We start from the raw sequence: 20215 nt of genomic DNA on the forward strand, positions 1-20215 counted from the left end.
TTTTTTTTTATTTTTTTTTGGGTGTTGCCGTGAGTTTAGAAAATTTAACTAGTTAAAAATATAGTCAATGCCTTTTGAAATAAAGGTATTTTTTTGTCAAGTTTTTCAAATAAAACACTATGTAAAACTTATTTAATATGGTATAATATAAATAAAAAGGTGATGAAATATGTTTTTAGAAATTTGTAAGAGCAAAAATATTACATACTTGTATAAAGCACAATATGTAACTATTGCAAAAGGTAGATATAAAAGAGTTAGAGAATTGTTAGGCAGATTAGATGAACTTGAAAAAATTTATGATGACCCTGTAACACATTTTAGAAAAGAATTAGAATTACAAACTAAATTAGAAAAAGAAAATAAGAAAAACAATGAAATAAATCTCTCTTTTTCACAAGAAAAAATCAATATAAATGATTTAGTAAATAAAACTTTAATTGATGAAACACTAGAAAAAAATATAGGTTCTCTAATTATTCAACATATATATCATAAATTAAATTTAGATATTCTATTAAAAAAAATACAAATAAAGGAAAATACAAAAATTAAAATGTCTAAATTACTTCAACTATTAATCATTTGTAGATGCCTTTATCCTAATTCTAAATTATCGGATTTTAGACATAAAGATAATTTTGCTGATACTTTTAATTTATCTCGTGATGACATATATAGGGGATTAGAAATATTAAATAAATACAAAGATGAAATAATATCACATTTTAACAATAATATTTCTAATTTAATTAATTACGATCTTTCTAATGCTCATTATGATTTAACTAATTACTTTGTATATACAGATGATACTACTTATTTAATAAAAAAAGGTTACAGCAAAGTTAAAAATGGAAAACCAATAATACAACAAGCCTTATTGACTGATGCTAACGGATTACCAATTAATTATCAACTATTTAGTGGTAACAGAAATGATGTATCAACATTAATTGATTTTTTAGATACTCAAAAGAAAAGATTCAATATCAAAAATACTACTATAGTCGCTGATGCTGGTTTAGTATCTAATGATAACATAGTGAAAATACTTCTTAGTAAAAATCAGTATATTTTTAAAGAATCAATGTTAAGAATAAATGAAAATATTATGGCTTCTTTTGATAATATAGTTAAACCCAAATTAGAATATATTATGAGTAAAAACGAAAAACTTAAAGGGTGTTACTTTAGTTTAGTTTTAAATTTTGAATTAAAAGTTTTAGATATATATGGTAAAACTAAAAAAGTTAGTGTCCCACAAAGATATATTTTTATGTATTCTAAAAAATTTGATGAAAAACATAAAAGAGTAAGAATGGATCAATTAGAAAATGTTGATAAATATATAAGTGATACTTCTAAACTAAAAGATAAAATGAAAAAAGTAATTCCTAATTTAATAAAAATAGATACTACAAAAACTAATATAGAAATTGACCAAGAAAAACTTGATAAGTATGAAAAAACTTCTGGTTATTCTCTAATAATAACAAGTAATGTAAAGACTTATGGTTCAAAAGATGAATATGTAATACCAGATTCTGAAATAATAAATATGTATAAAATGCAGTATTTAATTGAGGAATCATTTAAAATCTGTAAAACTAATTTAGATATAGATAATATATATTTAAAACGCGAAGATAGAATTGAAGAACATTTTTTAACTGGGTTTCTATCATTGGCATTTTTAAGAATTTTACAACAATATTTAGCAAATGAATATTCTATAGCAAATGTACAAGAAACACTTAAAGAGTTTAAAATTAATAAGTTAAGAAATACCAATTATTATCAATTAAGTACTATTAATATGTTAAATGCAAAATTACAAAACAATTTAGACATAAGTATAAACCAAAATATATATGATGGAAAAGAAATAAGAAGTTTAATCGGAAATTTAAAAAAAAATTAAGTTTTGATAGTATTTTATTTAGAAAAAATAAAGTCTGAAACCCTTATGATTAAAGGGCTAAACTTTATTTTTTTTCATTTATTTTTCTAAAGTCAAGATATTATATCTTAAAAAAATTTCAAAAAAAATTTGATATAATTATATTTTTTTATAATATTATTATTAAATTTAAAATTTTTAATTATAGTATTAAATATAGTATGCTTATATAAAAAACTACAAAAAAAAGTGGAACTTTCGTTCCACCAAACTGGCACTTCATAAGCCGAATTTTGTTTATGTTAATCATTTATCTAGTTATATATTTGCATATATAATCAAGCGAATACCACTAAGACACAGCGAGCAACTGTTATAGTCTTTAACTTTTCTTGCTTCAGGAGGGGTTTACCTATCTAACTTAGTCCCCTAAGCTAATGGTGGGCTTTTACCCCACCGTTTCACCCTTACATTTTACAATGCGGTTTATTTTCTGTGGCACTTTCCTTAAAATTACTTTTAGCAGTCGTTAACTGCCTCCTTTGCTCTATGAAGTTCGGACTTTCCTCTATTTTTCAAGCGATTAACTGAAATACCAGTATTTAATTTATTATATTTATTTAACTTCTTCCATATAATTTAATATGAAATCTGCCCCTAATGATGGGAATACAATTCCTTTATAAGATTTATCTAAAATGTATAATTCATTTTTAGAGAATAATACTCCTATAGGCATTTCATCAGCTAAAATTTCTTCTGCTCTTTTTAAAGCATCAAATCTTTTTTGTTTATCTATAGTTGTTTTAGCTATATCTATTAATTTATCATATTCAGCATTGCTAAATGAAGTGTGGTTATTTCCACCATTAGTTACCCATAAGTCTAAGAAAGTTATTGGATCTCTAAAATCTGCTCCCCAACCAGCAAGTACTATATCAAAGTTTTTAGAAGTCATTCTTGCTAATCTTTCTTTAAATTGCATTAATTCTATATTAACAGTTAATCCTAAATTATTTCTTAATAATTCTTGTAATGATTCACCAATTTTTTTATTAGCTCCTGAATCATTTAAAATTATTGATATTTCAGGGGCTTTACTTAATCCTAATTCTTTAAGACCCTCAGCTAATAATTTTTTAGCTCCTTCTGGATTATATTTAGGTATAACATCTCCAACTGCTTCTACAAATTCCTTACCACTAGGGTCTTCTCCTAGACCTTTAGGTGTTAAAGTATATGATACTGAATTTATATTTCTAAATACATTTTTTATAATATCTTCTTTATCAATAGCCATTGTTATAGCTTGTCTAATTTTTTTATTCTTTAAGAAATTTGTTTCTGTATTATATTCCATATACCAAGTTGTAGCAACTGGAACTTTTAATAATCTATCATCATCTTTAAATTCTTCATATTGTTCTGTAGATATTTTAACTAAATTAAATTTTCCATTTTTGAAAGCATTTGCTGCTGAATTAATATCTGCAATAAATTTAGTAACTATTCTTGGAACTTTTATCGCTTCTTGATTATAGTAATGTTCATTTTTTTCAAATTCCATTTTGGAAGTATGTGTCCATGAAACTAATTTATATGGACCTGAATATAGCATATTCTCTGCTTCTAACCCATAATCTGCTCCTTTTTCAGTAGCAAATTTTTCATTTATTGGCATATATGTTAAAAATGAAACTAATGATTCAAAATATGGTATTGTATTTTTTAAAGTTACTTCTAATGTTTTATCATCTATTACATTAATAGCAACATCTTCAGCTTTACCTTTTCCTTCATTATATTCTTGAGCTCCTTTTATATAATAAAGCATATATGCATATTCTGAAGCAGTTTCAGGATTTAAAGCTCTAAGCCAAGCAAATTTGAAATCTCCTGCAACTAATGGATCACCATTAGACCATTTTAAATTATCTCTTAAGTGGAAAGTCCAAGTTTTTCCATCTTCTGATACATCCCAAGATTTGGCAAGACCTGGTTCTATAGTTTTATTTTTACCTACTTTAGTCAACCCTTCTTGTAATAATGTATTTATTTGCGTTGTTACATTACTTGTTCCTAAAGCAGGGTCTAAACTCTTCCCTTCTTCACCTGAATTATATGTAAATGTTGCCATTTCATTGTCTGACGATGACGAACCTCCACAACTAAATATTGCAATAGCTAAAACTATGCTTGTTAATATTTTTTTCATATTTAATACTCCCCCTTATATTATACTCTTATTTAATTACCTTATCAGCATTATTTAATCTTATACGAACACCAAATGGTGATAATTCTACACCTGTTAGGTTTTCATTGAATAAAAACAATTCTAATTCTTGATATAAAGGTAATATAGGCATTTTATCTGCTAAATATTTTTCTGCTTCTATTAAATAACCTATTCTTTTAGCTCTATCAGGAGTTTCAGTTGCTTTTTTAATTAACCCATCATAATTTTCATCTTTAAATCCTGTAACATTATTACCATTAAATGAAGCCATTAAATCTAAGAAAGTCATAGGATCTTGATAATCTGCTCCCCATGAATTTAATACAAAATCATGATTTAATGCTTTTGTTCTTGCTAATCTTTCTTTAAATGTAATCATTTCTACTTCTACATCTACTCCTATAGATTTTCTTATATCTTCTTGTATTGTTGCACCAATTTTTCTGTTATCACTATATCTATCATCAATTAATAAAGTTAATTTAGGTAATTTTTCTAAACCTAATTCTTTTAATCCTTTTGCTAAATATTCTTTTGCCTTTTCTGGATTATAGCTATCAAAAGCCTTACCTACTTCTTTAACAAAATCTTCTTTAACACCTTTAATTCCTGTATTAGCAGGTGTTAATGTATTTGATACTACCTTTAAATCTCTAAATACTGATTTTACTAAACCTTCTTTATTTATTGATAATGAAAATGCTCTTCTTATATTTTCATTTTTAAATGCTTCATTAGTTGTATTATACGCTATATATGCAGTTCTTGCCAAGTTTAATTTTTTCAATCTTGAATCTTCTAAATATTTTGTTGCTTCTTCTGAACTTAATTTTGTAAAATCTAATTCTCCATTTTTAAAAGCATTTAATGATGAAGATTCATCTTTAATATATTTAATTATTACTTTATCTAATTTAACATTTTCTTTATCATAATAGTTATCATTTCTTTCAACTATTAATTTATTATTATGTTCCCATGTAGTTAATACAAATGGTCCATTGTATAATAGAGCATCTAATTCTAATGCATAGTCTGCACCTTTTTCTTTAACAAAATCTCTTTTAGCTGGACTATAAGTTATAAATGAAACTAATGAATCAAAATATGGTGTTACATATTCTAATTTAACTTCTATTGTCTTATCATCTATTGCTTTAAACCCAACTTCTTCTAAAGTAACTTCTCCCTTTGTATATTTTTCTGCATTTTTTATAGGAAATAGTATGAATGCATATTCTGATGCAATTTCAGGTGATAATGCTCTCTCCCAACCATTTATAAAGTCATCAGCAACTACGTTACTTCCATCTGACCATTTTATATCATCTCTTAAATGGAAAGTCCAAGTTAATCCATCTTCACTAATTTCCCATGATTTAGCTTGTCTTGGAATAACTGTTCCATCTGGAAGTGTATCTGTTAACCCTTCTGTTAAAAACCCATGTATATTCATTGTAAAACCATCTGTTAATATTTGTGGGTCAAATGATCTACCTTCTGCAACTGCATTAAAATACGCTACTTTTTCATTTGCTTTTTCTTTTGTACCACCACAACTAAATACTGCAAATGCCAGTAATAGTGATGTAATTATTTTTTTCATACTTTTCTCCTTTAAAAATCATTATTTATTGTCTTCTATAAAATCTTTCTCTACATAATGATCTTTTTCATATTCTACTAACGAAGATTTAACTGTTTTATTAATATCTTTTGCTGTCCCTACTGGACTTCTTAAATAGTCTTCATCCATTTCTATTTTTTCTTTTTTCACATGATCTGGGTCTGGTATAGGTACTGCAGATATAAGTGATTTAGTATATGTATGTATAGGATTATTATATACAGCATCGGGAGTTCCCAATTCTACTAATCTTCCTCTAAACATAACTGCTACTCTATCTGATATATACTTAACCATTGATAAATCATGCGCTATAAATACTAATGTTAAATCTCTTTCTTTTTGTAGTTTTTTTAATAAATTAACTACTTGTGCTTGTATAGAAACATCTAGTGCTGATATAGGTTCATCACAAATTAAAACTTGTGGGTTCACTGCTAATGCACGAGCTATACCTATTCTTTGTCTTTGTCCACCTGAAAATTCATGTGGAAATCTACTAGCATGCTCTCTATTAAGACCAACTATTTCTAATAATTCATATACTTTTTCTTGTCTATCTTTTCTGTCTTCATATAAACCATGTATATCCATTCCTTCTGCAACTATATCTCCTACTGTCATTCTAGGATTTAGTGATGCTTGTGGATCTTGGAATATCATTTGTACTCTTTTAGTAAATTCTTTTTTTGAATACTTTTCAATAGGTTTACCATCTAATTCTATATCTCCAAGAGTTTTTTCATATAATTTACATAAAGTTCTCCCAAAAGTAGTTTTCCCACTTCCAGATTCTCCAACTAAACTTAAAACTTCTCCCCTGTATATGTCTATACTAACATCATCAACTGCTTTTAAAAGTTTCTTTTTTCCAATAGGGAAATATTTTTTCATATTTCTTACTTTCATTATTATTTCAGCCATTATCTTGCCTCCCTATCAGAATCTTTTACATACTTAGTTTTTACTCTAGTTTCTGTTCCATCTTCAAATGTATATGTAATTACTCCATTTGCATTAAATTTAATTTTAGGTGCTCCATCTACATAATGCCATGATTTAACAAAATGGTTATTAGGTAGTTCCACCATAGGTGGTTTTTTCTCATAATCTATTTTTAATGAAAATTCAGAACGAGCCGCAAATGGATCTCCTACTGGTGGATTTAATAAATCAGGTGGAGTCCCATCTATAGAAAATAATTCTACACTTGAATCCATATCTAATCTTGGTAATGATTTTAATAATTCCCAAGTATATGCATGACAAGGATTTTTAAATAATTCTCTAACTGGCGCTTCTTCTAATTTTTCTCCTGCATACATAACAACAACTCTATCAGCAGTTTCAGCAACCACTCCTAAATCATGTGTTATTAGTATAACTCCTATATTTAATGATTGTTTTAACTCATTTATTAAATCAATTATTTGTGCTTGTATAGTAACATCTAATGCAGTAGTTGGCTCATCACAGATAAGTAAATCTGGTTCACAAGCTAGTGCTATTGCTATTACTACTCTTTGTCTCATCCCACCAGAAAACTGATGAGGATATTGATAAAATCTTTTTTCAGGTTCAGGAATACCAACTTTTTCAAGCATTTCTAATGCTAATTTCTTTGCTTCTTTTTTAGAAACTTTTTTATGTATAAGTATACCTTCCATTATTTGTTTACCTATTTTTATAACAGGATTTAGTGAAGTCATTGGATCTTGAAATATCATTCCAATTCTTCCACCTCTATATTCTCTTAATTCTTTTTCAGATATTTTAGTTAAATCTACTCCATCAAATAATATTTCACCTGCTTTTATTTCACCTGGTGGCATAGGTATAAGTCCCATTATAGTTTGAACTGTAACTGACTTACCACTTCCTGATTCACCAACTATTGCTAGTGTTTCTCCTTTTTTAACTGAAAAACTAATATCTCTTATTGCCTTAACTTCTCCAGCATAAGTATTAAAGGAAACACTTAAATTTTTTACTTCTAGTATATTTTCATTCATTTTAATGATTTCCTTTCTTAGTCTCTTAGTTTAGGATTTAATGCATCACTTAATGCATCACCTAATATATTAAATGATAACGTTATTAATGATATTGTAATTGCTGGAATTAAGAATAAATAAATATGTGAATTTATTTCTCTAAACCCATCAGCAACTAAATTACCAAGTGAGGCTTGTGGTATTGGAACTCCAAGTCCAATGAAACTAAGAAATGCTTCTGAAAATATTATTGAAGGAATATCCATAGTTAATTGAACTATCATTACACTTAGTGTATTAGGGATAAGGTGTTTCCTAATGACCCACCAAAAGTTTGAACCAAGTGCAGTAGAAGCCATTACATATTCATTTTCTTTAAGCTTCAATACCTCACCTCTTATTAGTAAAGCATAACCTAACCAACGGGTTAGTGATAATGCTATTATGATAGTTCTTACACTATTACCCATGATAACCATAAGTAGTATTATATATATCATAGATGGTATTGAAATTAATACCTCTATAATTCTAATCATAATCATATCTACGACACCACCAAAGTATGCTGCTATAGAACCATATATGCTTCCTATAACTACACAAATTGATGCTACAATCAATGCTAATTGCACTGAAATTCTAATACCTTGTGCTATTCTTGCAAATAAATCTCTACCTAATGAATCTGTTCCAAAAATATGACCTGATTTAAATCCTTCAACAGGACCAACAAATCTTGATGCTGTTATTTGCTCATAGTATGTATATTTTGTTAGACTTTGTCCAAATATTGCTATTAGAGTTATAAATCCTAAAAAAATTAAAAAGAACATTGCTAATTTATTTTTCTTTAATCTTCTCCAAGCATCTTGCCAATATGTTAAACTTGGCTTATATATTTGTTCACTTTCTTCTTTATCTGGTCCAACATATTCAAAATCTGATGGTACAGTAGTATATTTATCTCTATCATATATTGATTTTATTTTAATATCATCCATTAATTACTACCTCCATCTAATTTAATTTTAGGATCAACTAGTGCATAGATTAAATCCATCACTATCATCATCACAATAAGGAATGCTGCATAGAATACAGTAACTCCTAATACCATAGTATAATCTCTATCTACTATACTACTAATATAGTATTTTCCAAGTCCTGGTATACCAAACATGGTTTCTATTACAAATGATCCTGTAAGTATTGCTGCTATTGTTGGTGATATTACTGTAACTACAGGTAATATCGCATTTCTTATAGCATGTTTCATTATTATATTTATAGGTTTTACCCCTTTGGCAACGGCTAATTTAATATAGTCTTGCTCCATAATTTCTATCATTTTACTTCTCATAAGTCTTGCAATTTTAGCGACTGTAAATAGTCCTAATGCAACTACTGGAAGTATTTTTTTAGATGGCGAATCCCAACCTGTAAGTAATATTTTACCTATTGGTAAATGCCATTTATCAATTAGTATGCCTTTATGTATATCTACAACATATAGCTGTAATAGTCCTGCAATTACAAAACTTGGTACTGATATACCAATAACCGCAATAACCATAGATATTCTATCTATTATCTTATTTCTATATATAGCTGACGCTATACCCAAAGGTATACCTACTATTAATCCAAATATTATTGCTCTCGCTCCTAAATCCGCTGAAACTGGAAAACCAGATTTAATAACTTTGTTTACTGTTCTTCCTTTTTCTTTCATTGAAAGACCTAAATCACCTTTTGCTAATTGTTTTAAATATGTTACGTATTGTTCTCCTAAAGGTTTATCTAAGTTATATTTTGCCATTAAATTTGCTTTAACTTGTGGCGGTATAGCCTTTTCACCTTCAAAAGGATCTCCTGGTAATTGGTGTAATAACACAAATGTTATAGTAATTACCAAAAACAAAGTAACAAAACCTGTTAATATTCTTTTGAATATAAATTTCATTATGTTCTTCATAAAACTCCTTTTCTAATCATTATATTAATAAATGATTAATTATCCCTAATTTTTTATTTATTATATAATATTATAGCATTTATCTAATAGATTATCAACTTAGCTAAGTTATAAAAAAAGGAAACTAAAACATATTTACATTAAAATAAGATTAAGAAATATCATATATTTTATAAAATTATTTAAATAAAATCAATAAATAAAAAGAATTTTAAATATTTTTATATATATTTAAGCATTAATTAAATATATAATTACATTAATAATTTGAATAAAAATTTCTTGGAATACAAAATCTATTTATTTTAAAAACAAATGTTAATAAACAAAAAATAAAGTCTAAACCTAATAATTTATAGGTTTAAACTTTATTTACTTTTTATTATTTATGATTATTTTTACCTTTTATTTCAGAAAAATCTACATTTACAATTAACTCAGCTAATCTAGTTAAGTTAGGTAACTTATGTTTAGGAAAATCATCATACTTACCGTATAAAACTATTACAAATTTATTATTTGCTTCCGTAAATATTCTATCATTAGTTTCTTTGTTAGTTTTTAAAGTTCCTCTAAATGTTTGATCTCCTATTTTAACTTCTGAATAATTTTTATTAAAATCTATATGTATATGATTAAATCCACCATTGTACGAATGAAAAGATAAATCTTTTTTAGGATATTTATCAGGTGAATATGTTGTTCTATCATAAGCTAGTACTCTTAAATTAAGACTTGCATTACCTGTTTTTTTATCTATTATTATAGTAGAACTTTTATTTTCAGAAATATAACCATATTTAGTTTTTTCCAAATTCATATGTCCTAATAGTTCTCCTAAATCTGCAACATACTTACCATCATGAGTTCCTATTTTCATGTGTGTATGAAGTTGTCCTTTCATTGAATGAAAATGTTTTGCATTTTCTAATTTTATTTCATCATGTCCCTTAGCAAAGATTACCATTGATAAGGTAGTCAATAATACTAAAAATATTTTTTTCATAATTTCTTTCTCCTTTATAAATTTAATTTAATAGATTATATAAGCATAAGAAATAAATTGCAATAGTCTAAAATCAGTTATTTCTTAATGTCAACTTATTTAATTAGTAGATATATGAAATAAAAAATATAATTTTTTTCAGTTATTTTTTAATTGACATTTAAATTATAAAATTGCATAATGTATTTAGAAAGTAGGTAAATATGGAAAAGATCATTATATTTTTAAATGGTGTATATTCAGATAATTTAGAAAAAATTAAATCATTATGTACAAATAGAAAAATTATAGCAGTAGATGGTGGAACTAACATGGTATATAAACTAGATTTAATTCCTGATAAAATAGTTGGAGATATGGACTCAATAAATAATGAAACTCTTAAATTCTATAAAAATAAAGATATTGAAATTATAAAACTTGATAAAGAAAAAGATCATACTGATTTTGAAGTTGCCTTACTTGATTATGTACCAAATAAAACTGGGAGATTTAAAAACCAAAATATCGAAAAAGAAAATTTTGATAATTTAATAAATACTGACATATTAGTATTAGGTGCTACTGGTAATAGACTTGATATGACTATGTCCAATCTAAAAAAATTACACTCTTTACCTAATATGTACTTTATTTCAGAAAACTTTGAAACTATTAAGTATATAAATAAAAGTACAGATTTTAAAAATTTAAAAGGCAAAACCTTTTCTATAATACCTATAACCGATATTGAAGAAATTACATTAATAGGTTTTAAATACCCTTTAAATAAAAATAATATTTCAAAAGATTTTGGCTTAGTAAGTAATATTGTAGAAAATAACTTATGTACTGTAAAATTCAAAAAAGGTGAAATGTATATAATATACATGTAAAAAGGAGACCAACTATGTTAGAACTATATTTTTATGATAATGTAGATGATAATTTATTAAAATATGCCGTTATCATCTCAAAGACAGATGGTAAATGGGTATTTTGCAAACATAAAAAAAGAACTACTTATGAGATACCTGCTGGTCATAGAGAAAAAAATGAAGCAATTTTTGATACCGCAAAACGAGAATTAATTGAAGAGACTGGTGCTATAAATTTTTCCATAAAACCCATATGTCCATTTAATGTAAGATTTAATAATAAGGATAGTTATGGTATGCTATATTTTGCTGAAATTAATTCTTTTGGGAAAATAGATAGCGAAATAGAAAATATAATAATTACAGAAAAACTAATTGATAACTGGACTTACCCAGATATTCAGCCAAAATTAATTGATGAAGCAATTAAAAGAGGCTTTATTTAATAAAGAAAAGATATTAATTTCAAAATTTAATTTGATTTTAATATCTTTTTTATTTATAAATTTCTTTTCTATGTCCTAAATCAATTAATATAATTATTAATTTTTCATCTTTGATTTTAGCTATAAGTCTATAATCACCTATTCTATATCTCCAAAATCCTGTCAAATTACCTTTAAGGGCTTTTCCGTATTGTCTTGGATTAGTTGTATCTAACAAATTTTTTAAAATCCAATTATTTAGCAAAATAAGAGTCCCTCTATCTAATTTTTTCATCTGTTTTCTTGCTTTTTTAGATATCTCTACATCATACAATTTCATTATAAGCCCAACTCTTTCATAAAATCAACATATTTAATATTATCACCTTTTTCACTTTCAATAGCTGCTTTTAAAATTCTTTTTTCATACTCTGGATTTATTTCTTCTTCCAATTTATCTTCTACTAAATTTCTTAAAAAATTAGAAATGCTTATATCATTCATTTTCAAATATTTTTTTAGTGCTTTTATTTCGTATTCTTCCATTTTAAAACTTACAGTTTTTAACATTTTAACCACTCCTTTTCCTGTATTACTTATAATACGATTATATAACATTATTTATATTTCGTCAATATAAAAATAGAAGTTTTTACACTCCTATTTTATCATAACAATTTTTCAAGTTCTTCTAATAATTTTAATTTCATATTAGTTAATTCTATATTGTTAGGTTTATTATCTTCACTATACATTTTTTCCATTGGATACCACCAAACTGGTCCTTTACCATTATGACCATAATTTTCTAAATCTCCCGTAAATCTAGGAAAAAGATGCCAGTGCAAATGAGAATCTCCATTACCCAATAATTCACAATTCATTTTATCAGCATTAAATGCTTTGAAAACTGCTTCTGAGACTATAGACATTTCTTCTAAAAATTTAAGTTTTATATCTTCATTTAAATGAAATAATTCAGTTTTATGTTCTTTAAAAATAAATATTGAATATCCCTTAAAATGTTGATTATCACCTATAACTACATACCCTGTTTTTAATTCTTTTACAAAATATGGATTATTCCCGTTTTTAATCATTTCTATTCTATCACAAATAAAACACATATAAATCCTTTTACTTTCTCAAACTATCTTGTATTCTTTTTTTAGTTCCAAGTATATCTTTATCTTCTTTAAGTTTTTCTCTTGTTGCTTTTTCTATTGCTTCTTTTCTTTGTTTTCTGATGATTTCTTCTTGTGATGATTCAAAAATGTCTTCTACTATGACTATTACCTTATTATCTCTAACTTCTAAAAAACCACCTTCAACAAAATATGATTTTTCTTCTTTATTATTAAGTCTAATAAGCATTTGTCCTTGCCCTAATGAAGTAACATAATTAGTGTGATTAGGTAATATTCCTACATCACCCCTTGACCCTTTTACTTTAATAAAAGTTACACTATCATTTTCAAATTCTATTCCCATAGGAGATACAACTTGTACATTTAATAAATCCATACTATTCACCAGCCAATTTTTTCGCTTTTTCTACTGCTTCATCAATAGTTCCTACATATAGGAATGCTTGTTCTGGTAAATCATCATATTTACCATCTAAAATTTCTTTAAATCCCCTGATTGTTTCTTTAATAGGAACATATTTACCTTTCATACCAGTAAATTGCTCTGCAACTGAAAATGGTTGTGAGAAAAATCTTTGTATTTTTCTTGCTCTATTAACTACTACCTTATCTTCTTCCCCCAATTCATCCATACCTAAAATTGCTATAATATCTTGTAACTCTTTATATCTTTGTAATACTTTTTGAGTTTGTCTTGCAACCTTGTAATGTTCATTCCCTACTATATCAGGTTCTAATATTCTTGAAGTAGAATCTAATGGATCTACTGCAGGGTATATACCTAGTGATGCTATTTGTCTTGATAAAACTGTTGTAGCATCTAAGTGTGAGAATGTTGTTGCTGGTGCTGGGTCTGTTAAATCATCCGCTGGTACATAAACTGCTTGTACTGAAGTTATTGACCCATTTTTAGTTGATGTTATTCTTTCTTGTAAAACTCCCATTTCAGTTGATAAGTTAGGTTGATACCCAACAGCTGATGGCATTCTCCCAAGCAGAGCAGAAACTTCTGAACCTGCCTGTGTAAATCTAAATATATTATCAATAAACAGTAATACATTTTGTCCCTGCTTATCTCTAAAATGCTCTGCCATAGTAAGAGCTGTTAAAGCAACCCTTAATCTTGCACCAGGTGGTTCATTCATTTGTCCATACACTAAGGCTGTGTTATTAATAACTCCACTTTCTATCATTTCATTATATAAATCTCTACCTTCTCTTGTTCTTTCACCAACTCCTGCAAATACAGATATTCCACCATGTCCTTTTGCAATATTATTAATTAGCTCTTGTATTAAAACTGTTTTTCCAACTCCTGCTCCACCGAATAAACCTATTTTACCACCTTTTAAATATGGCGCTAATAAATCTACAACTTTAATTCCTGTTTCTAACATTTCAATACCAGTTCCTTGGTCTTCAAAACTAGGTGCTTCTCTATGTATAGAATCTTTTTCATCCGTTTCTATTTGACCTTTATTATCTACTGTTTCACCTAATACATTAAATATTCTTCCCAAAGTCTTTTTACCTACTGGAACTTTTATTGGAGCTCCTGTATCTATAACTTCTAACCCTCTTTTTAATCCATCGGTACTAGACATAGCCACTGCTCTTACCACATTATTCCCTAAATGTGAATGTACTTCTGCGACTATTCTTTTACCATCTAAAAATATTTCTAAGGCATTATAAATATTTGGTAATATCTTTTCAAATCTTGCATCTATTACTGGTCCAATAATTTGAACTATCTTACCCTTATTTTCCAAAAGGTTCACCTCCTTATTTCAGAGCCATTGCTCCCCCAACTATTTCATTTATCTCTTGCGTTATCTTAGCCTGTCTTACTCTATTGTATTCTAATGTTAATTTCTTTATTAATTCATTAGCATTATCTGATGCATTTTTCATTGCTGTCATTCTTGCAGAATGTTCACTAGCAGTTGTTTCTAAAAGTGCCTGATATAGTTTAATATTTAGCATTTTAGGTATAAATTCGACCAAAACATATTCTTCATTTGGCTCAAAAATATAGTAATTTGATTTATCTTCTACACTTTTTTCAAAAGGTAAAATTTTCTCATCTAATAAATTATATGCTATTACAGATACAAATTTGGAATATATTAAATGGACTTCATCATATTTGTCAGTTAAATAATAATTAACTATGTCTTCACTTATTATCTTTGCTTTTTCAAACATAGTTTCAGGTATTAATTGTATATATTCACTGTCTACATTAATTCCCCTATCATTACAGTAATCTCTTGCTTTTTTACCCACTGCTATTACTGAAACTTTTTTTCCTTCTTTTGAATATTTACTTATATATTCTTCCATTTTATTTAAAGCATTATTATTAAAACTTCCACATAATCCCCTATCAGAAGTTATTACTATTAAACCTATTCTTTTAACTTTTCTTTTACCATTAAATAGTATATGATTTTTAGCACTTACACTACCTACTATATTTTCAAATGCAGCATCTAATACATTTGAATATGCTCTTGATTTTAGAGTTAATATTTGATATTTTTTAAACTTTGTTGAAGAAACAATATTCATAGCATTAGTAATCTGTCTTGAATTTTTTATACTAACAATTCTTTCTTTTATTTCCTTAGTATTTGCCACTTCATATCTCCTTTTTTAATGAACAAAGTCTTTCTTAAATCCTGCTAAAAAATCTTCTATTTCTTTTTCTAAATTTTCATCAAGTACTTTATTTTTTACTATTTTATCTAATATCTCAGATGTATTTTTTGCACTTTGTAACATTTCTATTTCAAAATTTCTAATATCTTCAACATCTATATCATCTAAAAAACCATGTGTTGCACTATAAAATATTAAAACTTGTTCTTCTACTTTATATGGTTTATATTGAGGCTGTTTTAATGTTTCCATTATACGCTCACCCCTATTTAACTGATCCCTAGTTGCTTTATCTAAATCAGAACCAAATTGTGCGAAGGCTAACAACTCATTATATTGTGCTAGTTCTAATTTTATACTAGCTGCAACTTGTTTCATCGCCTTTATTTGTGCTGCTCCACCAACTCTTGATACAGATAATCCTGCATTTATTGCTGGTCTAAATCCTGAATTAAATAAATCAGTTTCTAAAAATATTTGTCCATCAGTTATAGAAATAACATTTGTAGGTATATATGCTGATATATCTCCTGCTTGTGTTTCTATAATTGGAAGTGCTGTTATACTTCCACCACCTAATTCATCACTTAATTTAGCTGCTCTTTCTAATAATCTTGAATGTAAGTAGAAAACATCTCCTGGGTATGCTTCTCTTCCAGGTGGTCTTTTTAATAATAGAGACATTTCTCTATACGCAACTGCATGTTTTGATAAATCATCATAAATTATTAAAACATGTTTACCATCATACATAAAATGCTCACCCATAGTAACACCAGTATACGGTGCTAAATATTGAAGTGGTGCAGATTCAGATGCAGTTGATGCAACTATTATAGTTTTATCTAGTACTCCTGCTTCTTCTAATTTTTTCACTATTCCTGAAACTGTTGATTTTTTTTGACCAATAGCAACATATATACAATATACATCAGTGTCTTTTTGATTTATTATCGCATCTATTGCTATTGCAGTTTTACCAGTTTGTCTATCACCTATTATTAATTCTCTTTGACCACGACCTATTGGTACCATACCATCTATTGATTTAATACCTGTTTGTAATGGTTCACTAACAGGTGCTCTATCTATTATACCAGATGCTATTCTTTCAACATCCATATATTTATCAGCCTGTATCTCACCTTTACCATCAATAGGATTACCTAATGAATCTACAACACGACCTAGTAATGCTTCACCTACTGGTACACTAGTTACCTTACCAGTTCCTTTTACTATATCGCCTTCTTTAATTCCTACCGTTGAACCGAATATAACGGCACCTATATTATTTTCTTCAAGGTTTAATACCATACCTCTTGTACCATTAGGAAATTCTAATAACTCTCCTGCCACAGAATCTCTTAATCCATATATTCTGGCTATTCCATCTCCTACTTCAACAACAGTTCCAACATTTGATATATCTATATTTTTTTGAAAATTATCTATTTCTTGTCTTATTATATTGCTTACTTCTTCTGGTTTTATACTCAAATGTATCACCTCCTAAAATCTCTTTTTTAACTCATTTATCTGAGTTTTTAAAGAGCCATCTATTACTTCATCATCTATTTTTATAATTCCACCCGCAATTAAAGTTTCATCTATCTTTTTATGCAGCAAAATTTTCTTACCCTTTAATTTTTCTAGTTTTTTTACTAATTTTTCTTCTTGCTCTTTTGTAAGTTCTTGTGGAAATATTGCAGTAACAATTAATTGTTTATGAAGTTCATAATAAATTTTTAGATATTCATCCCTTATACCTTCAACATGTGATAACCTATCTTTTTCAATAAGGTAGTTTATAATATCTAAATTATTTACATTCATATCTTTATAAATTATGTCTATTAATTTTTTCTTGTCTTTATTTTCTATAATAGGATAATCTAAAAACTTTTTAAAATCTTCATCATCATTTACATGTTTAACTAATAAATCAAGCATTTCCAAAACTTCAAAAATTTCATTCTTTTCTTTTGCTATATCAAAAATTGCATTGGCATATATACGATTTATTTTTATATCATCCATATTATTCACCTATTTCATCTATAAAATTGTCTATGCTTTTAGTTCTTAATTTGGCATCAGAAGATATATTGTTTTTCAATAATTTTTCTGCTACATCAACTGCTAATTTACCAACTTCTTTTTGAAGTTCTATTTCAGCCTTTGATTTCATCTTAACTATTTCTTTTTCAGCATTTGACATCATTTTATCTCTTGATATATTTGCATTACTTATTATTTGATCTTTTCTTTCATCAGCTTGTCTTTCTGCTTTGATTATTATATCATTAGCCCTTCTTTTTGATTCTTTTCTAAGTTTTTCAACAACTAATTTTTGTTTTTCAAGTTTTTCTTGTTCTTCTTTTACTTTTTCTAAATCTTTAAGTGCTAATTTTTTTCTTTGCTCTATTATTCCACCAATTTTTTTACTGAAAAGTTTGTAAAAAACATAGACCATAACTAAAAAATTTATTATTTGTATAACCATAGAAAAATCTACAGATATTAGATTACCTTGTTCCATGTTTTACCTCCTTTTTTACGGCTTAACCTTTTAATAAAATTAATAATAATGAAATAATTAAAGCATATATTCCTGTTGACTCTGTTATTGCACATCCTATAAATAATGTACTCATTATATCAGCTTTTGCTTCTGGTTGTCTTGAAACCGCTTCAACTGCATAAGCAGATGCTATTCCTTGTCCTAAACCTGCTCCTATACCTCCACATATTGCTATTCCTGCACCTAATAATGCTGCTGCTTGTACTATTTCTGTCATTTCTCTATTCCTCCTTATTTTTATTCTTCTTCATCTCCTATTAATGCCTGTTCAACATAAACAGACGATAATATTGTAAATACAAATGCTTGTAACGTTCCTATAAATAAATCTAAATATAGTTGTAATATTGCCGGCCATCCTACTGCAAATGAAAAACTTCCTTTAAGTAAATTATTTGTCCAAGATGATAATACATTATTAAAACTTATACCATATAATAATCCTATTATTACTAACCCAGCAAACATATTACCAAATAAACGCATTGATATATTTATTGGCTTTGCTAATTCTCCTATTAAATTTATAGGAAACATAAATATAAATGGTTTACAAAGACTTCTTAAAACTCCTAATACACCTTCTCTTTTTATACCACAACCAACAAAAACCACTGTTACTACTAATGCTAATCCTAGTGTAGTATTTATATCTGCCGTTGCTGGTCTGAAAAATGGCACTACCGAAATATGACCATTATGCCTTTCTATCATCATAACAAATGGAAATAAAAATACACTTAAATTAGCGAATAATATAAAAGAAAATAATGCTGAAAACATTGGCATAAAAGTTCTTTTATAATTTCTATAATTAGCCAAAAATTGAGTTTCTATAAACCTGTAATATTCTTCTAATATTAACTGAATTGTACTTGGATTATGTATACTTAATTTTTTAGTTCCAAAATATAGTATTGCTGTTATTAATACCATTAATACCCATGTATTAACTACTGTTTGGTTTATATAAATATTAAAATTAGCCACATGTAATGTATAAAAAATCTTTGGTCCTTCTATAATACTTTCAGGCTTTAAAAATTGTATAGGAAATATAGTTGTGATTATACCTAAAATAAAATTAATTATTAATGTTATTCCAAATATAATTCCTATTTTTTTCAACATAAAGTCTTACACCTCACTTCCTTAGTAATTTTTGCAAAAAATGATATAAATAAATTACTATTCTAAAACTTACTAGTCCTAAGGCTGTAAATAATACTGCATATTTATCTTTCATAAAAATTGCTATTAAATATATAGACACAGCATATATAATATAAAAAATTATATATCTTAAAACTATTTCTCCCCTAGTACCAGATTTATAGGCTATTCTATAACTTACTAATAATAAAAACAAATTAGATATTATAGATATAAAATTCCCTATTGTATAGGCTATATACATATATTTATTATCTAACAAAAGACCCAAAAAAAATGCTATAATCCCCATTATAAATACAATAACAAATATTCTTTTTATATCTTTAGGGACAACTTCTAGCATAATTCACTCCTTATTAAACAACTGTATACATTTTAGCACTTTTAATATGATTTATCAAGAAATAATAAAGTTACTTTAATCTATTTAACTTATTAAAAAAATAAATTGGACAAACATCATTTGCCCAACCTTAAAATAACTCAATAAATTCATGTGTTTTATAAAATGTATATCATTTCAAATTATGAAACTTAATTTTATCTAAGATATAATTTTCTCTATGTGATATTGCATCTATATAAATATTTTTTATACCTAAATTTGACACTTG

Annotated in this window: 22 protein-coding genes and 1 other RNA gene; 3 read left to right on the plus strand and 20 right to left on the minus strand. The window is 26.7% G+C overall.

Annotated features, from left to right (window positions below; all coding sequences use genetic code 11):
- Window positions 1–169 precede the first annotated feature (169 nt).
- On the plus strand, window positions 170–1924 hold the full coding sequence (locus AWT72_RS04200) for an IS1634 family transposase (protein WP_067141296.1): 1755 nt from the start codon (window positions 170–172) through the stop codon (window positions 1922–1924).
- 246 nt (window positions 1925–2170) lie between these two features.
- Here AWT72_RS04200 and rnpB read toward each other — a convergent pair.
- From rnpB to AWT72_RS04240, 8 genes are all read right to left on the minus strand, one after another.
- An RNA gene (gene rnpB / locus AWT72_RS04205) (RNase P RNA component class A) lies at window positions 2171–2502 on the minus strand.
- A 17-nt stretch (window positions 2503–2519) separates the two neighbouring features.
- Window positions 2520–4118, minus strand: a complete 1599-nt coding sequence (locus AWT72_RS04210; RefSeq protein ID WP_067141299.1) for a peptide ABC transporter substrate-binding protein — start codon at window positions 4116–4118, stop codon at window positions 2520–2522.
- 28 nt (window positions 4119–4146) lie between these two features.
- Entirely contained in the window at window positions 4147–5748 is a 1602-nt protein-coding gene (locus AWT72_RS04215) for a peptide ABC transporter substrate-binding protein (protein ID WP_067141302.1), read from the minus strand.
- Between the two features lie 21 nt (window positions 5749–5769).
- Window positions 5770–6693, minus strand: a complete 924-nt coding sequence (locus tag AWT72_RS04220) for an ABC transporter ATP-binding protein (protein WP_067141305.1) — start codon at window positions 6691–6693, stop codon at window positions 5770–5772.
- The gene (locus AWT72_RS04225; RefSeq protein WP_082680535.1) at window positions 6693–7781 is read right to left on the minus strand and encodes an ABC transporter ATP-binding protein; all 1089 of its coding nucleotides are present in this window, start codon (window positions 7779–7781) and stop codon (window positions 6693–6695) included. Before AWT72_RS04225 ends, AWT72_RS04220 begins: the two co-directional genes overlap by 1 nt.
- 17 nt (window positions 7782–7798) lie before the next feature.
- On the minus strand, window positions 7799–8767 hold the full coding sequence (locus tag AWT72_RS04230; protein WP_067141307.1) for an ABC transporter permease: 969 nt from the start codon (window positions 8765–8767) through the stop codon (window positions 7799–7801).
- Window positions 8767–9741, minus strand: coding sequence for an ABC transporter permease (locus tag AWT72_RS04235; RefSeq protein WP_067141310.1), 975 nt, complete (start codon window positions 9739–9741; stop codon window positions 8767–8769). Before AWT72_RS04235 ends, AWT72_RS04230 begins: the two co-directional genes overlap by 1 nt.
- 382 nt (window positions 9742–10123) lie before the next feature.
- Window positions 10124–10747 (minus strand): hypothetical protein, encoded by a 624-nt coding sequence (locus tag AWT72_RS04240; protein ID WP_067141313.1) that lies wholly within the window; start codon window positions 10745–10747, stop codon window positions 10124–10126.
- A 203-nt stretch (window positions 10748–10950) separates the two neighbouring features.
- Between AWT72_RS04240 and AWT72_RS04245 the strand changes: the two genes are divergently transcribed.
- Complete coding sequence (locus AWT72_RS04245) at window positions 10951–11622, plus strand: thiamine diphosphokinase (RefSeq protein WP_067141316.1); 672 nt, start codon at window positions 10951–10953, stop codon at window positions 11620–11622.
- A 14-nt stretch (window positions 11623–11636) separates the two neighbouring features.
- Window positions 11637–12050 carry an NUDIX hydrolase gene (locus AWT72_RS04250; protein WP_067141319.1) on the plus strand — a complete coding sequence of 138 codons (414 nt, stop codon included), beginning with the start codon at window positions 11637–11639 and terminating at the stop codon, window positions 12048–12050.
- A gap of 49 nt (window positions 12051–12099) precedes the next feature.
- Here the strand turns inward: AWT72_RS04250 and AWT72_RS04255 are convergent, their stop codons facing one another.
- From AWT72_RS04255 to AWT72_RS04310, 12 genes are all read right to left on the minus strand, one after another.
- On the minus strand, window positions 12100–12369 hold the full coding sequence (locus tag AWT72_RS04255) for a type II toxin-antitoxin system RelE family toxin (protein ID WP_197035228.1): 270 nt from the start codon (window positions 12367–12369) through the stop codon (window positions 12100–12102).
- A complete protein-coding gene (locus AWT72_RS04260; RefSeq protein WP_067141323.1) occupies window positions 12369–12599 on the minus strand; it encodes a DUF6290 family protein in 231 nt (76 codons plus the stop codon). Before AWT72_RS04260 ends, AWT72_RS04255 begins: the two co-directional genes overlap by 1 nt.
- Before the next feature lie 98 nt (window positions 12600–12697).
- Complete coding sequence (locus AWT72_RS04265; protein ID WP_156413077.1) at window positions 12698–13129, minus strand: HIT family protein; 432 nt, start codon at window positions 13127–13129, stop codon at window positions 12698–12700.
- Between the two features lie 37 nt (window positions 13130–13166).
- Window positions 13167–13553, minus strand: coding sequence for an ATP synthase F1 subunit epsilon (gene atpC, locus AWT72_RS04270; protein WP_067141329.1), 387 nt, complete (start codon window positions 13551–13553; stop codon window positions 13167–13169).
- Between the two features lies 1 nt (window position 13554).
- Entirely contained in the window at window positions 13555–14949 is a 1395-nt protein-coding gene (gene atpD, locus AWT72_RS04275) for a F0F1 ATP synthase subunit beta (protein WP_067141332.1), read from the minus strand.
- A 13-nt stretch (window positions 14950–14962) separates the two neighbouring features.
- Window positions 14963–15820: an ATP synthase F1 subunit gamma gene (atpG, locus tag AWT72_RS04280; protein WP_067141335.1), complete on the minus strand. Its 858-nt coding sequence runs from the start codon at window positions 15818–15820 to the stop codon at window positions 14963–14965.
- 15 nt (window positions 15821–15835) lie between these two features.
- The gene (atpA, locus tag AWT72_RS04285; RefSeq protein WP_067141338.1) at window positions 15836–17341 is read right to left on the minus strand and encodes a F0F1 ATP synthase subunit alpha; all 1506 of its coding nucleotides are present in this window, start codon (window positions 17339–17341) and stop codon (window positions 15836–15838) included.
- Between the two features lie 12 nt (window positions 17342–17353).
- Entirely contained in the window at window positions 17354–17881 is a 528-nt protein-coding gene (atpH, locus tag AWT72_RS04290; RefSeq protein ID WP_067141340.1) for an ATP synthase F1 subunit delta, read from the minus strand.
- A 1-nt stretch (window position 17882) separates the two neighbouring features.
- Window positions 17883–18383 carry a F0F1 ATP synthase subunit B gene (gene atpF, locus AWT72_RS04295; RefSeq protein WP_067141343.1) on the minus strand — a complete coding sequence of 167 codons (501 nt, stop codon included), beginning with the start codon at window positions 18381–18383 and terminating at the stop codon, window positions 17883–17885.
- Between the two features lie 22 nt (window positions 18384–18405).
- Window positions 18406–18642 (minus strand): ATP synthase F0 subunit C, encoded by a 237-nt coding sequence (atpE, locus tag AWT72_RS04300; protein ID WP_067141346.1) that lies wholly within the window; start codon window positions 18640–18642, stop codon window positions 18406–18408.
- Between the two features lie 20 nt (window positions 18643–18662).
- Window positions 18663–19556 carry a F0F1 ATP synthase subunit A gene (locus AWT72_RS04305; RefSeq protein ID WP_067141349.1) on the minus strand — a complete coding sequence of 298 codons (894 nt, stop codon included), beginning with the start codon at window positions 19554–19556 and terminating at the stop codon, window positions 18663–18665.
- A gap of 13 nt (window positions 19557–19569) precedes the next feature.
- The gene (locus AWT72_RS04310; RefSeq protein WP_067141352.1) at window positions 19570–19944 is read right to left on the minus strand and encodes a hypothetical protein; all 375 of its coding nucleotides are present in this window, start codon (window positions 19942–19944) and stop codon (window positions 19570–19572) included.
- Window positions 19945–20215: the final 271 nt, after the last annotated feature.

It is taken from the genome of Oceanivirga salmonicida (genome assembly GCF_001517915.1).
In the GTDB taxonomy this organism is placed as follows: Bacteria; Fusobacteriota; Fusobacteriia; order Fusobacteriales; family Leptotrichiaceae; genus Oceanivirga; species Oceanivirga salmonicida.

What these genes read in the sequence shown, in the direction of transcription:
- AWT72_RS04240 (WP_067141313.1), bottom strand. Translation starts at nt 10,747, where the DNA reads ATGAAAAAAATATTTTTAGTATTATTGACTACCTTATCAATGGTAATC.
- AWT72_RS04210 (WP_067141299.1), bottom strand. Translation starts at nt 4,118, where the DNA reads ATGAAAAAAATATTAACAAGCATAGTTTTAGCTATTGCAATATTTAGT.
- AWT72_RS04215 (WP_067141302.1), bottom strand. Translation starts at nt 5,748, where the DNA reads ATGAAAAAAATAATTACATCACTATTACTGGCATTTGCAGTATTTAGT.
- AWT72_RS04225 (WP_082680535.1), bottom strand. Translation starts at nt 7,781, where the DNA reads ATGAATGAAAATATACTAGAAGTAAAAAATTTAAGTGTTTCCTTTAAT.
- AWT72_RS04255 (WP_197035228.1), bottom strand. Translation starts at nt 12,369, where the DNA reads ATGAAATTGTATGATGTAGAGATATCTAAAAAAGCAAGAAAACAGATG.
- AWT72_RS04235 (WP_067141310.1), bottom strand. Translation starts at nt 9,741, where the DNA reads ATGAAGAACATAATGAAATTTATATTCAAAAGAATATTAACAGGTTTT.
- atpH (WP_067141340.1), bottom strand. Translation starts at nt 17,881, where the DNA reads ATGGATGATATAAAAATAAATCGTATATATGCCAATGCAATTTTTGAT.
- AWT72_RS04245 (WP_067141316.1), top strand. Translation starts at nt 10,951, where the DNA reads ATGGAAAAGATCATTATATTTTTAAATGGTGTATATTCAGATAATTTA.
- AWT72_RS04220 (WP_067141305.1), bottom strand. Translation starts at nt 6,693, where the DNA reads ATGGCTGAAATAATAATGAAAGTAAGAAATATGAAAAAATATTTCCCT.
- atpF (WP_067141343.1), bottom strand. Translation starts at nt 18,383, where the DNA reads ATGGAACAAGGTAATCTAATATCTGTAGATTTTTCTATGGTTATACAA.
- AWT72_RS04305 (WP_067141349.1), bottom strand. Translation starts at nt 19,556, where the DNA reads ATGTTGAAAAAAATAGGAATTATATTTGGAATAACATTAATAATTAAT.
- AWT72_RS04250 (WP_067141319.1), top strand. Translation starts at nt 11,637, where the DNA reads ATGTTAGAACTATATTTTTATGATAATGTAGATGATAATTTATTAAAA.
- AWT72_RS04310 (WP_067141352.1), bottom strand. Translation starts at nt 19,944, where the DNA reads ATGCTAGAAGTTGTCCCTAAAGATATAAAAAGAATATTTGTTATTGTA.
- AWT72_RS04230 (WP_067141307.1), bottom strand. Translation starts at nt 8,767, where the DNA reads ATGGATGATATTAAAATAAAATCAATATATGATAGAGATAAATATACT.
- atpE (WP_067141346.1), bottom strand. Translation starts at nt 18,642, where the DNA reads ATGACAGAAATAGTACAAGCAGCAGCATTATTAGGTGCAGGAATAGCA.
- AWT72_RS04200 (WP_067141296.1), top strand. Translation starts at nt 170, where the DNA reads ATGTTTTTAGAAATTTGTAAGAGCAAAAATATTACATACTTGTATAAA.
- AWT72_RS04265 (WP_156413077.1), bottom strand. Translation starts at nt 13,129, where the DNA reads ATGATTAAAAACGGGAATAATCCATATTTTGTAAAAGAATTAAAAACA.
- atpC (WP_067141329.1), bottom strand. Translation starts at nt 13,553, where the DNA reads ATGGATTTATTAAATGTACAAGTTGTATCTCCTATGGGAATAGAATTT.
- AWT72_RS04260 (WP_067141323.1), bottom strand. Translation starts at nt 12,599, where the DNA reads ATGTTAAAAACTGTAAGTTTTAAAATGGAAGAATACGAAATAAAAGCA.